The organism is Streptomyces sp. NPDC031445 (assembly GCF_055581365.1).
Map to the genome: position 1 here is coordinate 31,894 of NZ_JBVIJO010000010.1, position 13,693 is coordinate 45,586.

General features: G+C 73.1%; 8 protein-coding genes. 1 reads left to right on the plus strand and 7 read right to left on the minus strand.

All coding sequences use genetic code 11. The features are described 5' to 3' along the window. Positions 1-6 precede the first annotated feature (6 nt). The 7 genes from ACZ5DC_RS25045 to ACZ5DC_RS25075 form a co-directional block, all read right to left on the minus strand. A complete protein-coding gene (locus tag ACZ5DC_RS25045) occupies positions 7-936 on the minus strand; it encodes a DMT family transporter (RefSeq protein WP_468656177.1) in 930 nt (309 codons plus the stop codon). Continuing rightward, positions 933-6,302, minus strand: a complete 5,370-nt coding sequence (locus ACZ5DC_RS25050) for an amino acid adenylation domain-containing protein (protein ID WP_468656179.1) — start codon at positions 6,300-6,302, stop codon at positions 933-935. Before ACZ5DC_RS25050 ends, ACZ5DC_RS25045 begins: the two co-directional genes overlap by 4 nt. Further along, the gene (locus ACZ5DC_RS25055) at positions 6,299-7,120 is read right to left on the minus strand and encodes a class-II aminoacyl-tRNA synthetase family protein (protein WP_468656181.1); all 822 of its coding nucleotides are present in this window, start codon (positions 7,118-7,120) and stop codon (positions 6,299-6,301) included. Before ACZ5DC_RS25055 ends, ACZ5DC_RS25050 begins: the two co-directional genes overlap by 4 nt. Next, on the minus strand, positions 7,113-7,379 hold the full coding sequence (locus ACZ5DC_RS25060) for an acyl carrier protein (protein WP_468656183.1): 267 nt from the start codon (positions 7,377-7,379) through the stop codon (positions 7,113-7,115). Before ACZ5DC_RS25060 ends, ACZ5DC_RS25055 begins: the two co-directional genes overlap by 8 nt. Then, complete coding sequence (locus tag ACZ5DC_RS25065) at positions 7,379-8,260, minus strand: diiron oxygenase (protein ID WP_468656185.1); 882 nt, start codon at positions 8,258-8,260, stop codon at positions 7,379-7,381. Before ACZ5DC_RS25065 ends, ACZ5DC_RS25060 begins: the two co-directional genes overlap by 1 nt. Before the next feature lie 74 nt (positions 8,261-8,334). Continuing rightward, positions 8,335-10,323: an AMP-binding protein gene (locus tag ACZ5DC_RS25070; protein WP_468656187.1), complete on the minus strand. Its 1,989-nt coding sequence runs from the start codon at positions 10,321-10,323 to the stop codon at positions 8,335-8,337. Between the two features lie 722 nt (positions 10,324-11,045). Then, positions 11,046-13,355 (minus strand): ATP/GTP-binding protein, encoded by a 2,310-nt coding sequence (locus ACZ5DC_RS25075; protein WP_468656189.1) that lies wholly within the window; start codon positions 13,353-13,355, stop codon positions 11,046-11,048. A 172-nt stretch (positions 13,356-13,527) separates the two neighbouring features. On the opposite strand from ACZ5DC_RS25075, the gene ACZ5DC_RS25080 reads away from it, so the two are divergent. Further along, on the plus strand, positions 13,528-13,674 hold the full coding sequence (locus ACZ5DC_RS25080) for a hypothetical protein (RefSeq protein ID WP_468656191.1): 147 nt from the start codon (positions 13,528-13,530) through the stop codon (positions 13,672-13,674). Positions 13,675-13,693: the final 19 nt, after the last annotated feature.

Genomic DNA, 13,693 nt, shown 5'->3' on the forward strand with positions numbered 1-13,693 from the left:
GGCTCCTCACCTCTTGCGCTGGCTGTAGACGACACCGGCGAGGGACAGCGCGCCGCCGACCACCGCGAGCCACGGGGGCGTCTCGTCGAGGATCAGCCAGGCCAGGGTGACCGCGATCGGCGGGGACAGGTAGGTCAGCGCGCCCATCTTCCCCGCGGTGGAGCGGGCCAGCGCGTACCCCCAGGTCGTGAAGGCGACCGAGGTCGGGAAGACGCCCAGGTACACCGTCCAGCCGATCGCCTTGCCGCTGGCGTGCGAAAGGTTGTCGATGAGCTGGGGCAGGAACGGCAGGCAGAGCACCGCGCCGACGACACAGGCCAGCCAGGTGATCACCAGGGCCGAACTGTTGCCGAGCAGCGGCTTCTCGGTGACGACGCCGCCGGCGTACGCGGCGGCGGCCAGCAGCGCCAGCGCACTGCCCGTCCCGGCCTCCAGACCCTTGCTGGAGGTGGCGAGGCCGATCAGCAGGACACCGGCGAGGGCGACGCCGCCGCCGACGACCAGCGGACGCGGGAAGCCCTCCTTGAGCAGCAACCCGGCCAGGACGGCGATCAGCACCGGACCCAGGCTGATGATCATGGATGTGGTGCCCGCGTCGATCCGCTGCTCGGCGGCGTTCAGCGCCACGTTGTACACACCGAACCACAGCAGACCGCACAGCACCAGGCGCGGCAGGTCGGAGCGCGGCGGCAACGGGACCCTGCGGACCAGGACGACCACGCCCAGCAGCACCGCGCCGATGAACAGCCGGGCCAGGGTCAGCGCGCCCGGATCGAGGTCCTTGCCGGCCGCGCGGATGCCGATGAATGCGGAAGCCCACAGGAAGACGGTGAGCAGCCCGGCCGCGACCGCGAGCGGCGGAGTGCCCGGGGACGGGGCCGGGGGCTGTGGCGAATCCGGTGAGGCGGTCCCCTGATTGGCTTTCGCGGAGGTCACAGATGTTCACTTCCTTGTCGTTCTGCGAGGACGGTTCGCTCGCAGGTGTCCAGGGCCGCCGCCAGCCGCCGCGCGACCTGGGCGACATGGGGCGGGCCGAGCAGGGTGAAGTGGTTCCCGGGGAGCGTGGCCTCCTCGCGGACACCGCCCCGGGTCTGCCGCGCCCAGGAGGCGCGGTGCTCGCGGAGCCGGTCACGGGCCCACCAGAGCGTCAGCGGGGCGTCGACGACCGACGGCCGGTGCGCGAGCACCAACCGCTCGTGCAGCTCGGCCAGTTCCGCCTGCCGGAGCAGGGCCTCGGACGGCAGCACTCGGGAGCCGCGCTCCTCGGCCCAGGTGGTCAGCAGCTTCAGGCGCTCCGTCAGCGGCAGCCCGCGCAGCCGGTCGCGCAGCGCCGCGGTGTCCTCGGCGGTGACGTCGAGTCCGGGCAGTGAGTCGGCCAGGGCGACTGCGGGCGCGAGCAGCGGGTCGGGTTCGCCCTCACCGGGCACGGAGGAGTCCAGCAGGGCGACCAGCGCGACGCGCTCGCCCGCCGCCTCCAGGCCGGCCGCCACCTCGACCGCCAGGGCGCCGCCCATCGACCAGCCCGCCAGGTGGTACGGCCCGGTCGGCCGGCGTTCCCGGATCACGTCCACGTACTGGGCGGCCATCTCCGCCAGGGTCGCCGCCTCGGCCTCGCCGGTCAGGGCGCGCGACCGGATCGCCAGCACCTCGCGGCCCGGCGGCAGCAGCGTCACGAGCTGCCGGTACGCCATCACGTCCCCGCCCGCCGGATGCAGCAGGAACAGCGGCGCGGGCGTGACCGGCGCCCGCAGCGACAGGATCAGCGAGTGCTCGGACCCCGCCGAGACCAGCTCGGCGAACCGGGCCACCGTGGGCGCCTCGAACAGGGCGGTGAGGGGCAGCCGCACCCCGAAGCGGCGGGCCACCACCGCCATCAGGCGCGCCGCGAGCAGCGAGTGCCCGCCCAGCTCGAAGAAGTCGTCGTCCGGTCCGATGGCGTCCGCGTCCCGTCCGAGCAGCCCGGCCCACAGGCCGGCGACCGTGCGCTGGAGCGCGGTACGCGCCGCGCGGGCCGGGGCGGTGGCGGCGGCCGGGGCGGGCGCGGGCAGGGCCGCGCGGTCGAGCTTGCCGTTGGCGGTGACGGGCAGGGCGGTCAGCGGCACGAGGACCGGGGGCACCATGTAGTCCGGCAGGGACCGTTCCAGGAAGGCCCGCAGCTCCCGCGGTCCGGGCGGCTCGGCTCCGGCGGCCGGGACGACGTACCCCACCAGCCGGTCGTCCAGCAGCCGCACCGCTGCGGCCTGCACGGACGGGTGGGCGGCCAGCCGCGCCTCGATCTCGCCGAGTTCGACGCGGAAGCCGCGCAGTTTGACCTGGCCGTCGGCGCGGCCGACGAACTCCAGCGCGCCGTCGGGCCGTTGCCGCACCAGGTCGCCGGTCCGGTACAGCCGTCCGCCGGGCCGGCGCGGGTCGGGCACGAAGCGCTCGGCGGTGAGCTCGTCGCGGCCCCGGTACCCGGCCGCGAGCTGCACCCCGCCGATGTGCAGCTCTCCCACGACGCCGGGGGGCAGCGGGGTCAGCCGGTCGTCCAGCACGTCCAGGGTGGTGTTGGCCACCGGATGCCCGATGGGCACGGGGCCGGCCGCGTCCTCGGGTCCGCACGGCCACGCCGAGACGTCCACGGACGCCTCCGTGGGGCCGTACAGGTTGTGCAGCTCGACGGCGGGCGGCGGGAACACCTCGAAGAACCGGCCGACGAGGTCGGGCGGAAGGGCCTCGCCGCTGGCGATCACGCGGCGCAGCGAACCGCAGCCGGCGGCCGCCGGGTCGGCGAGGAAGACGCGCAGCATCGACGGGACGAAGTGCACGGTCGTCACCGACGTACGGCGGATCACCCCGGCCAGGTAGCCGGGGTCGCGGTGGCCGCCGGGCCGGGCCACGACGAGCCGGGCCCCGGTCATCAGCGGCCAGAAGAACTCCCACACGGACACGTCGAAGGTGAAGGGCGTCTTCTGCAGCACCGCGTCGGCCGCGGTGAGGCCGTACTCCTCCTGCATCCACAGCAGACGGTTGCAGATGCCCCGGTGGGTGAGCATGACGCACTTCGGCGTGCCCGTGGACCCCGACGTGTAGATGAGGTAGGCCAGTTGGTCCGGCGCCACCACCACCTCGGGGGCCGTGTCCCGCGGATCGGGCGGCTCGGCCAGGTCGACCCGCAGCACCGGTACGCCCTCCGGGACGGCGTCCGGCGACCCGGTGACGAGGACCAGCTCGGCGCCGGCGTCGGCGAGCATGAACGCCTCGCGCTCCGCGGGCGTGGCCGGGTCGAGCGGCAGGTAGGCCCCGCCCGCCTTCAGGACGGCGAGCAGGCCGACGACCAGCTCCAGGGAGCGCTCCATGCGCACGGCCACCGTCGTACCGGGCGCGAAGCGGTCCTCGCCGACGGCCCGCCGGATCCGGCGGGCCAGCCGGCCGGCCGCGGCGTCCAGCTCCGCGTACGTCAGCGAGCGGTCCTCGAAGACGAGCGCGGTGGCGTCGGGGGTACGGCGCGCCTGGCGCTCGATGTGCGCGTGCAGCGGGATGCCGAGGTCGTAGGAGCGCGCGGTGTCGTTCCAGGCGTCGAGCTGCTTCAGCTCCTCGTCCGACAGCATCCGCGGTGCGGACAGCGCGTCGTCGGGCCGGGTCAGCAGGGCGTCGAGCAGGGCTAGGTAGTGCCCGGTGGTCCGCTCCCGCTGCACCTCGTCGAAACAGGCGGTGTTGAAGTCGAAGTCGAGCACGAAGCGGGGCGGCGCGGTGGCGTCCTGGCGCAGCTCGCGGACCTGGAGGGTGAGCCGGTCGGGGGAGTGCCCGGTGTCGAGCAGCTCGAAGCCGGCCGTGCCGCCGAAGCCCTCGAAGGCCGCGTTCTGGTAGTTGAGGTACACGTCGTACAGACGGGTGCCGCCGCGATGCCGGGGCACGTGGTCCTGGTACCGGGCCGCTTGCAGGAAGGCGCGCTGCGTCTCGCGGGCCAGGTGGCGCAGCGTGATGTCGCCGCCGACCCGCAGGTGCAGCGGCAGCACGTTCATGAACAGGCCGGCCGTGTCGCGGAACTCGGCCGGGCGGTTGGCGAACGGCGTCCCCACGCGCAGCAGTTCGCCGCCGCCGATCCGGCGCAGGTAGGCGAAGAGCGCGGCGGCGAACGCGACGGCGGGCGACGCGTGGCCCTCCTGCCGGGCGAACTCGGCGATACGGGCGCTGCGGGCGGCGCCGAGGTCCAGGGTGAGCCGGGCGGTGCGGGTCGTGCCCGCCACGTCGTCCTCCCTGCCGTAGAAGGCCAGCCGCTCCACCGGCTCGGCCAGCGTCTCGCTCCAGTGGCGTTCGGCCCGGGCGCGGCGCTGCGAGCCGCGCAGCGACCGCTCGTGGTCGACGTACGCCTGGAACGGCGGCAGCGGCGCGGCCTCGTGGAGACTCCCGCGCCGGTCCAGGTCGTAGTACGCGGAGACGGTGCGCAGGAACAGCGACATGGACCACGCGTCGCAGACCAGGTGGTCCACGTTGAGGTACCACGCGTACGCCGTGTCGCCCAGTCTCAGCAGCGCGGAGTCGAAGACGCACCGCTCCGGGTCGAGCCCCGGCCCGCTGCGCCGCCGGGCCCAGCGCAGGGCGGCCTGCCGGGGATCGGGTTCGGCGGAGAGGTCCACCAGGTCCACCGGCGCCGGGACGGACCCGGTGACCCGCCGCAGGGGCACCCCGTCCACCTCGTGGAAGGTGCTGCGCAGGGCGTCGCTGTGGTCCACCAGCTTCTGGAAGGCGCGCTGGAAGCGGCCGTGGTCGAGCGGGGCGGCGATGGTGTAGAGGGCGGTGACGTTCTCGTAGTACAGCCGCACGCCCGCTGCGGTCCTCTTGCCGAACCACAGGGCGAGCTGACTGTCCGTCAGGTTCGTCTCGGGCTCGGCCGCCGTCCGTGTCCCGGGCTCCGGCCCGTCCGTCACCGCGACCGCCTCCGGCGAACGCACGGCCTGCCGGACCGCCTCCTGAAACTGCTCCGCCCAGCGGGCGACGGTGGCGGCGTCGAACAGGCCGGTGCGGTACTCGAGGCAGCCCAGCAGCTCGCCGTCCTGCTCGCGCAGATGCAGGCTGAGGTCGAGCGGGGACACGCCGAGGCCGAAGTCGTCCGGGGCGGCCGGGGTGACGGTCAGCCGCCCGGCGCGCCGGCCGCCGGTGAGGGCGGGCTGGAGCGAGAACGCGGTCTGCCGCAGCACCGTCCGCCCGGGCGGCCGGGGCGGATTCGTCTCGCGCACGATGTCACCGAACGGGAGGTCGTGCGTCAGCGCGCCCCTGACCGCCTCGCCGGCCTGCCGGGCCGTCTGCGCGAACGTCTGCCCGGGCCGCAGCCGCAGCCGCAGCGGCAGCGTGTTGACGAAGAAGCCGATCAGCGCCTGTTCGCCGGCTCCCCTGCGCTCGTCCACGGGGGCGCCGACGACGACGTCCAGGGCCCCGGTGATCCGGTGCAGCGTGACGGCGTACGCGGCGAGCAGCAGGCCGTAGACGGTGGACCGGTCACGGCCGGCCGCGGCGCGCAGCTCCTCGTGGAGGCCGGCGGACAGGCGGAAGCCGTGCCGGGCGCCCTCGATCGCCTCCCGCGCCGGCCGGGGCCGGTCGGTGGGCAGTTCGAGCACCGGGAGCTCACCGGACAGCTCGCCGCGCCAGTACGCCACCGACCGGTCGCGCTCGGCGCCGGCCGGCCGGCGCACGTCGGCCGGGAGGGCGGCGGGCGGCGGCAGGGGAGAGGGGCTCCCCGCGGCGAACGCCTCGTACAGCGCGGTCAGTTCGGCGGTGAAGACGCCCATCGACCAGCCGTCGCACACGAGGTGGTGCGCGACGACCGTCAGCACGTGCCGCTCGGCCGAGAACCGGTAGAGCGTGAAGCGCGCCAGGGGCGCCTCGTCCAGTGCGAAGGGACGCGTGCCGTTCTCGGCGTGCGCCCGGCGCGCCCGGCGCTCCCGCTCCGGCGGCTCCAGGTCGCCCAGGTCGACCAGGGGGAGGTCGACGGGCCGGGGCGCGACGACGTGCCGTACCGGTGTGCCGTCCCGCTCCTCGAACGCCGTGCGCAGCGACTCGTGCCGGGCCGTGATCTCGGTCAGCGCCCGGCGCAGCGCGTCCGCGTCGAGCGGCCCTTCGAGGTGCAGCGCGGCGGAGAGGTGGTGGGCCGGGCTGTCCGGGGCGAGGCGCTGGAGCAGCCACAGCCGTTGCTGCGCGTCGGAGGCGGCGCCGGGTCCGACGGGCCGCGCGGCGGGCCCGGCCGAGCGCTGCCGCAGCCGGGCCATGAAGCGGGCGCGCTCCGGCCCGGACAACTCGGCGAGGCGTCCCAGGAGATCGCTCACGGAGCCGCCCCCGCCACCCGTTCCAGGATGTCGTCGATGTTCGCGTGGGTCTCCAGCAGGGCGGCGATCCACCGCTCCAGACCGAAGGCGACGCATCCCGTGAAGGCCGGTCCGCCGTCGGCCAGGGAGATGCCGCAGCGCTCCCCGAAGAAGTTGCGGTGGAAGTTCAGCGAGCCGATGGCCAGGTCGCCGCCGTGCACGAACTCCTCCTTCACCGGGAACAGCTGCGCCAGCAGCGCCCGACCGCCGCCCTTCTCGAAGAACGGGTCCGACGCCGGCTGAACGGCCAGTTCCAGCCCGAGCCGGGCGGCGAACTCCACCACCTTCGGCCGGAACGCGGCCAGGTGCGCCAGCACGGCCTCGCGGGGCCCCAGGCACACGATCTCCCGCATGGTGAAGCCGTGCAGCCGGCGCAGCCCGTCGTAGTGCTCCTCGTTGCGGAAGCACTTGGCGACGGTGGTGACGTGGCGGGGTCCGGCGAGGGTCGCGGAGCGGTGGTGCAGGTACACGTTGTAGCAGGCCGCGGAGGCCAGGCCGTACGCGCTCGCGCCGAGACGCTCCGGCGGCAGCGCCGCGCCGTCCTCCACCTTCTGGGCCGGCAGCTTCAACGGGGCGGTCATCAGGGCGAGTTGCGGGAAGTTGTCGAAGTAGTCGATGGACGCCAGGTCCGCCGTGCCGATGACCGCCGGGAAGAGCATCGGGGTCGCGCCGCACTCCTCGGCCCAGCCCCGGAAGCACGCGTCCAGCAGGTCCATGAGGCGGACGAGTTCCGGGCCGAGGGCGACCAGCCCGCCGCGTTCCGTGTAGAGATCACTCATGGCCCACCGCGCCGGCGCCGGTGGCGTCCGCCAGGACCGTGTCGCGTATGCCGCGCAGGGTACGGAACCCGACCACGTTCTGCGGGGTCAGCTCCAGCTCCCGGCCCGCCAGCTCCTCCAGCAGGAGCAGCAGCTGGGGGAAGTCGAGGGAGTCGATGAGCCGGCTGTCGATGAGGTCGTCGTCCCAGCCGATCCCGCTGACCTCCGGGTTGCGCGCCAGCAGCCACGCCCGTACCTGCTCGATCACGTCCGTCGCCATCAGGCCGCGGCCTCCTGGAACGGAGAGGCGGTGATGATGTCCTGGCTCACCAGGAACCGGGTGATGCGCTTGAAGAACGTCTCGTGGTAGGCGGCGCGTGCCGGGTCCCGCAGCAGTTCCTCACGGAAGGCGAAGGCCTCGGGGATGCCGGCGTCCCGGTACACGGCGGGGTTGTAGAGGGACTGCACGCTCGCGGTGATGTAGCGCCGGAGGTAGACGTCGAGACGCTCGCGCAGCTCCTGGTCGCCGCGCTCCCGCAGGGGTTCGTACAAAAGGCCCACGAGCTTGCGGCCCATGATGATGTGCCGCCACTCGTCGTCGTGGTGGACCTGGTTCACCTCTCTGATCAGGGGGTGCAGGGTGGTGTCGCGGCCCATCCTGATGTTGAAGTGGTCGACCAGCTCCTCGAAGATCAGGATGCGGGCGAAGACCAGGAAGTTGGCGACGGCGGCGTCCTCCTCCGGCGTCGCGACCGGAAGCGACTTGTCGGGGTAGATCTTGCCGCCGTAGCGCAGGCAGAACTGGGCGAAGAACCACATGTGCCCGTTCTCCTCGCCCAGGAAGCGGTGGAAGAACTCGGACGGCAGCTCGAAGCCCCGGGTGTGTATGCGCCGGGTCACCTCGATCAGCAGCTCGCGTATGCCGTGGATGTTGAGGCTGAAGAAGTTGATGCTCTCCCACTTGCTCAGCCGCATGAGCTGCTTCTCGTCCAGCTCCCGTGCGTGCCGTGTGCCGGCCACCGTGAGCAGGTCGGGCGTCATCCACCACTGCTCCTCGGCGAGTTCGTCCACCCAGTCGAACCGTGTGTAGGGGCTGTAGTGGTGGTCGGTGGCGTCGGCGACCAGGTTGTCCAGCGTTTCCACCACGTCCGTCGTATCCATGTGCCCCCCTGGTGGGATCAGCGTGCGTCAGGAACGGTGAGACCTTCGGTCCAAGAGGTCGGTGCTCGCGCTGTTCAGCCGTTGTCGCTCCGGGCGATCAGACCGGCGGCCTGCTCGTCGTCCACGGTGAGCGGTCTGCTCTCCAGCAGGGCGGCCAGCTTCGCGACGGTCGAGGCCTGGAAGAGGTCGCCCGTCGTGACCCGTACCGGCAGCTCCGCCTCGATGCGGACGGCGAGCTGGGACAGGAGGAGGGACTGCGCCCCCGAGGCGAAGAAGTCGTCGTGCACCCCGACCTCGTCCCGTCCGAGCAGCTCCGCCCAGATGTCCGCGATCAGCGCCTCCAGCGGGGTGCGCGCGGGGACGGCGGTCCGCTCGGCGGACGCCGCCGTGCCCTCGGGCCGCCAGCCGCCGACCGGCGACAGGTCCCCGGACAGGTACGCCTCGCGCGTCGCGCGGCGCTGGATCTTGCCGCTGGAGGTCTTGGGGATGGTGCGGGGCGGGATGAGCACGAGTTCGTGGAGGTCGGCCTCGCACTCCTCGCGCACCGCCCGGCGGACGGCGAGCGCGACGGCTTCCGCGTCCGCGCCGTCCACGACTTCCGCCACCAGGACCAGCCGCTCCTCCCCGTCGACGGGAACCGTGAACGCCGCGGCGCATCCGGGCCGCAGGGCGGGGTGGCCCTGCTCGGCGGCGCCCTCCACGTCGTGCGGGTACACGTTGCGGCCCCGCAGGATGAGCAGGTCCTTCAGCCGGCCGGTGACGGCGAGCGCGCCCTCCTCGTCCAGGGCCCCGAGGTCCCCGGTGCGCAGGTACGGGCCCCGGCCGTCCGGGAGCGTGGCGCCGAACAGGGCCGCGCTCTCGGTGGGACGGCCCCAGTAACCCGCCGAAACGCTCGGTCCCGACACCCAGATCTCGCCGACCCGTCCCGCCCCGGCCGGCGCCAGGGTGGCGGTGTCCACCACGACGACGGACTGGTCGCCCCGTGCGGTCCCGCACGCGATCCGGGACACGCCCTCGACCGGGAAGCGGCGCACGCTCTCGCCGACCGGGTCGGCGGTCACCAGCAGGGTGGCCTCCGCCAGGCCGTAACTGGGACGGAAGGCGCCGGCGTCGAAACCGACCGGGGCGAACCGCTCCGTGAACCGCTCGGTCGTGTCCACGCGCACGGGTTCCGCACCGTTCACGGCGGCGCGCCAGGACGAGAGGTCGAGCGACGCCCGTTGTTCGTCGTCGATCTTCCGCAGGCACAGTTCGTATCCGAAATTCGGGGACGGGCTGATCGTGCCCCGGTGCACGGAGATCGCTTTCAGCCATCGATAGGGTTTCTGGAGGAAATGCAGAGGCGCCATGAGAATGCCCGGGAATCCGCCGTGAAGTGGTTCCAGGATGGCGCCGATAAGACCCATGTCGTGATACGGGGGGAGCCAGCTCACCATGACGTCGTGACCGGACCCGGCAAAAGCCCGGTAGATGGCTTCCAGATTGTGGATGAGGTTCGCGTGCGACAGCATGACGCCGCGCGGAAGCCGCGTCGAACCGGAGGTGTACTGGAGGAAGGCGAGGTCCTCGGGGGCCGTGGCGACCGGCCGGGCGCCGAGCGGGCCGCCCGCCTGGGGCGCGCCGCCCGCCAGGGCGTCGGTCGCGAGCCACTCCAGCGGGGCGTCCAGCGCCGACCGGGCGATCGGCAGCAGGTCCTTCGTGGTCAGGGCGATGCTCGCGCCCGCGTCGGCGATGATGGCGTCCAGCCGGCCGAGACCGCGGGCGTCCTGGGGCGGGTAGGCCGGTACGGCCACGACGCCCGCGAGCAGGCACCCGAAGAACGCGGTGATGTAGTCGAGGCCCGGGGCGAAGAGGAGGAGCGCCCGTTCGCCGCGCCCGTGCCGCGCGCCGAGAGCGTCGGCCACGTCGGCGGCCGCCGCGTACAGCTCCCGGTAGCTGATCCGCCGTTCGTCGTCCTCGCCGTCGACGAGGAATACGTACGCCGTGGCGTCGGGATTTTCTAATGCTCTGTCCCGGAGTATATGAACCAGAGTAGGTGATGTCGGCGACGAGATTGCGGGCATACTGACCGCCCCTCCGGACGCGATAAGACCGTATTCCTTCAGCTACCTGCCGGCCGCACGAGGGGCAAGACTAAATGCGGGTCCAGGCCACGTCAATGCGGTGGTCAGGGGCGTCCGCAATGGTCGCCGATATCCTGCCACCGGAGACGGATGGAAGATCTTGGTGAAACGTTGCGGTGATGTTTCGCGGTGTGCTGCGGGTGGCGTGCGGCGCTCCGGTCCGGCCGGCCGGGGGCCGCTGGGCCGAGTGCCGTTCCCGCAGGCGGGAGGAGGTGACCGGCGCGCCGGTGCGGGAGCCTCCCCTGTCGCTCCGCTCTCCCCGCGTCACCCGGCCGGGCGTGCGTCGGTGCCGTCGGTGACGGCGAACGGCGTCGGATCGTGTCCGAAACATGACAGGAAAGCGTTCGGTTCCGGCCGGTTGTAGGCGCCGGCGGGGTGGGCGGGTGCGTGGGGTGCGCGGCACCGGGTACGGCGGCGCTCTGGAAGCCAGGTCCCGGCTGGGGGCGGCGCCGTGGCGGCAGTTGTCCTGCGGGTGTGCCGTCCGGTCGCCACCCCGGACACTCAGGCGCCTTCCCGCGTACGAAGCCGGTCGTCACCACCTCGGCCGCGGACCCACCAGCGACACCATCGCGAGTCGCCCACCGTCCCGCGGCGACATCGGCCGGCGCCCGACGCCGGGCCGCTTCTGGCTTGGTGGCGTCCCGGGCCGGCCGCAGGCACATCTACCCGCGCTTGCCTCTGCGGTGGGGGTGGGGGCGGGGACGGTCGGGGAGCCAGAAGGAACGGGACAGGACCTTCTGCTCGTGTTTGGTCCGTTCCCGGGTCAGCTCGTCTCTGAAGCGCCGCCCGTGCGTCCGCAGGGCCTTGACGGTGAGCCGTTCCGCGACCAAGCGGAGATCCGCGGACTGCAGGGCGCCGACCAGGGCCGCCTGATCGGCGAGCGAGCGCAGGAGGAGCACGCGGTCCAGGACACGTTCCAGCACCCGTTCCCCGCGGTCGCTGCCGCCCGCCGAGAGCTGCTTGGCCAGCAGGGCGACGTCGAGGACCGGGCAGCCGGCGTACCTGGTGCGGATGACCGCGTCGAGGGGGCCGGTGAACCCCGCGGCTTCAAGGGCCAGCAGCAGGGACGTCAGCGGGACGAGATCCATGTCGTCGGCGAGCCGGCACAGGTGGTCCTGGCCGGCGTACCGCGATCCCGCCCTGGCGAGGGCCACGAGGAACTGGCCCGCCTGGCCGATGAGTTCACCGTGCAGCATGCACTGGAAGACGGTCTCGGCGGGCTCGGCCAGGCCGTGGTGCTCCAGCAGGGTGAGCAGCGCCGCGGCATCCGCCGGTGCCAGGACGCGAGCCGCGGTCCGCAGCAGCGGTCCCGCGCCCACGGTCGTGCCGTCCAGGTCGTGCAGAAGCTGGGCGATCTGGCCCGCCGTTCTCGTCCGCGCGACCAGGACCAGCAGGTCCGCTGCGAACTGGTCACGTCCTGCCAGGTAGAGCTCGCTGATCAGGATGGCGACGTCGTCGACGGGACGGCACCGCGCGGCCCGGGACAGCACCGACCAGTCGCGGCCGTCCCGGAGCACCTGGACGAGCGGAATCAGATGACCGACGCTGCGGGCTTGGGTCTCGGCGAAGACGGCCTCGGCGTCCGGCCCGAGGCCGTGGTCGGTCAGGGACCGTATGAACTCCGCGATGTCCGCCGCGGACCGTCTGGCCGCAGCCGCCCGCTGCAAGGCATCGGCCTGCCGGACCAGGTTCCTGTCGCGCAGCGTGATGCTCAGTGTCACCAGATCGGGAACGGTGCGCTGGGCGGCGGCGGACATGGCGACGACCACCGCGTCGTCGAGTTCCCCGCCGGCCAGGGTGAGGGTCACCGCCACCAGGTCGGGGACCGGGCGGACCGCGGCCGCCGCTCCCAGGAGGCTCTCGGCGTGTCCCGGCAGGCCGGCCCGGTGCAGCGCCAGGGCGAAGTCGGCCAGGTCCTCGGGCTGGTGGAACTTGACCGACGCCTGGAGGAGGGTCACCACGTAATCCTCCAGGCCCTCCCGGAACAGTTCCCTGGCCAGGGCGCTGGTGTCGTCGACCGAGCGCACTATCACCATGGCGGGCAGCGCGGTCCGCGCATGCGCGTCGAACCCCGCCTGCCGCAGCGCGCACAGAAGTCCGGCCACCTCCTCGACGGTGCGGGACTGACTGGCCGACCGCACCAGCTCGCTCGCCATGGCCTTACGGGTGCGCAGCTCCAGATCGCCCACGGCGCGCACCAGCTCCGGCACCGAGGACCTGCGGTCGGCCTCCTCCAGCATCACCATGATCGAGAGAGCTTCATCGCCCTCCCGGCCGGACTCGGACACCTCCTGAAGGGTCTCGAGCCGGGCCTCCAACCGGTGGCAGAGGTCCTCGGCGGCGATCAGTTCGGCACGGGTGACCGCCAGCGCCTCCTGAAGGTAGACGACCTGCTCCTGGAGGTCACCGCTCTCCTCCTGGAGCCGGGCGTACTCCCCCCGCCACAGCTCCACCTCACCCCGGCGGGCTTCCAGCTGTGTCTCCAGCTTCCGGCACCGGCTCCGTACCCGGGCCAGGCGGCCCTCCCGGTCCAGCAGCGCCTCCTCCAGGGCACGCTGCCGCGTGGTGATACGACGGGTCTCCTCGTCCGCCTCGGCCAGCTGGTCCTGGAGGCCCTGCACCTCGCTGCCGTGCTGGTTGCTCCTGAGCGCCGCCCGGTGCAGGTCCCGCAGCGCCGCCTCCGCCTCGGGGGTGAGGGGGACCTGCCTGTCCTGGACGTCCGTGATGACCCCGGCGACGAAGTCCCACGGCGGGACCCGCTCACCGCTGAGGTAGCGGCTCACCGAACCCGGGTGGAGGAACCGGCGGGCCGCATAGCGCCGCACGCTGACTCCGAGGAGCAGGAAGACCCGGCGGAGATCCTCCGCCAGCGCCCGCCTCTCCGGGGGCAGGCTGTTCTTCAGAGCGGCCAGCGTGACCGGCGGGGCGGTCACGGTCGGCTCGCCGGGGGCGCGTACGTGTTCTTCGTACATCCCGGCAGTATCGCTGGCTTTCCAACCCCGCAGTGGGTCGGCACCGTTGCCGTCCAGGGTGGCAACACCCGCTTGCCTGCTGCCACTTCGGGAGGCAACACGCGCAACGCTCCACGGCTGGCTCGCCGAGGCCACGATGGACCGGGACCTGGTGTGAGCGAGAGGAAGAAGCATGAGGATCACCGACGAGGCCGGGCGGCCCCGGGCCGTCCGCGCCGCCTTCTGGCGACGTCTCGTCCGTCAGGCGGCCATCGGCGCCGCCGGGGCCGCCGGTTCGGGCGCCGTGAGTCTGCTGGCGTGGTGGCTGCGCGGGGGCTGAAGGGAGTTGCCACTCGGTG

Coding starts and splice junctions, on each gene's coding strand:
- ACZ5DC_RS25055 (WP_468656181.1), bottom strand. CDS start 7,120: ATGAGTGATCTCTACACGGAACGCGGCGGGCTGGTCGCCCTCGGCCCG.
- ACZ5DC_RS25075 (WP_468656189.1), bottom strand. CDS start 13,355: ATGTACGAAGAACACGTACGCGCCCCCGGCGAGCCGACCGTGACCGCC.
- ACZ5DC_RS25065 (WP_468656185.1), bottom strand. CDS start 8,260: ATGGATACGACGGACGTGGTGGAAACGCTGGACAACCTGGTCGCCGAC.
- ACZ5DC_RS25070 (WP_468656187.1), bottom strand. CDS start 10,323: ATGCCCGCAATCTCGTCGCCGACATCACCTACTCTGGTTCATATACTC.
- ACZ5DC_RS25060 (WP_468656183.1), bottom strand. CDS start 7,379: ATGGCGACGGACGTGATCGAGCAGGTACGGGCGTGGCTGCTGGCGCGC.
- ACZ5DC_RS25080 (WP_468656191.1), top strand. CDS start 13,528: ATGAGGATCACCGACGAGGCCGGGCGGCCCCGGGCCGTCCGCGCCGCC.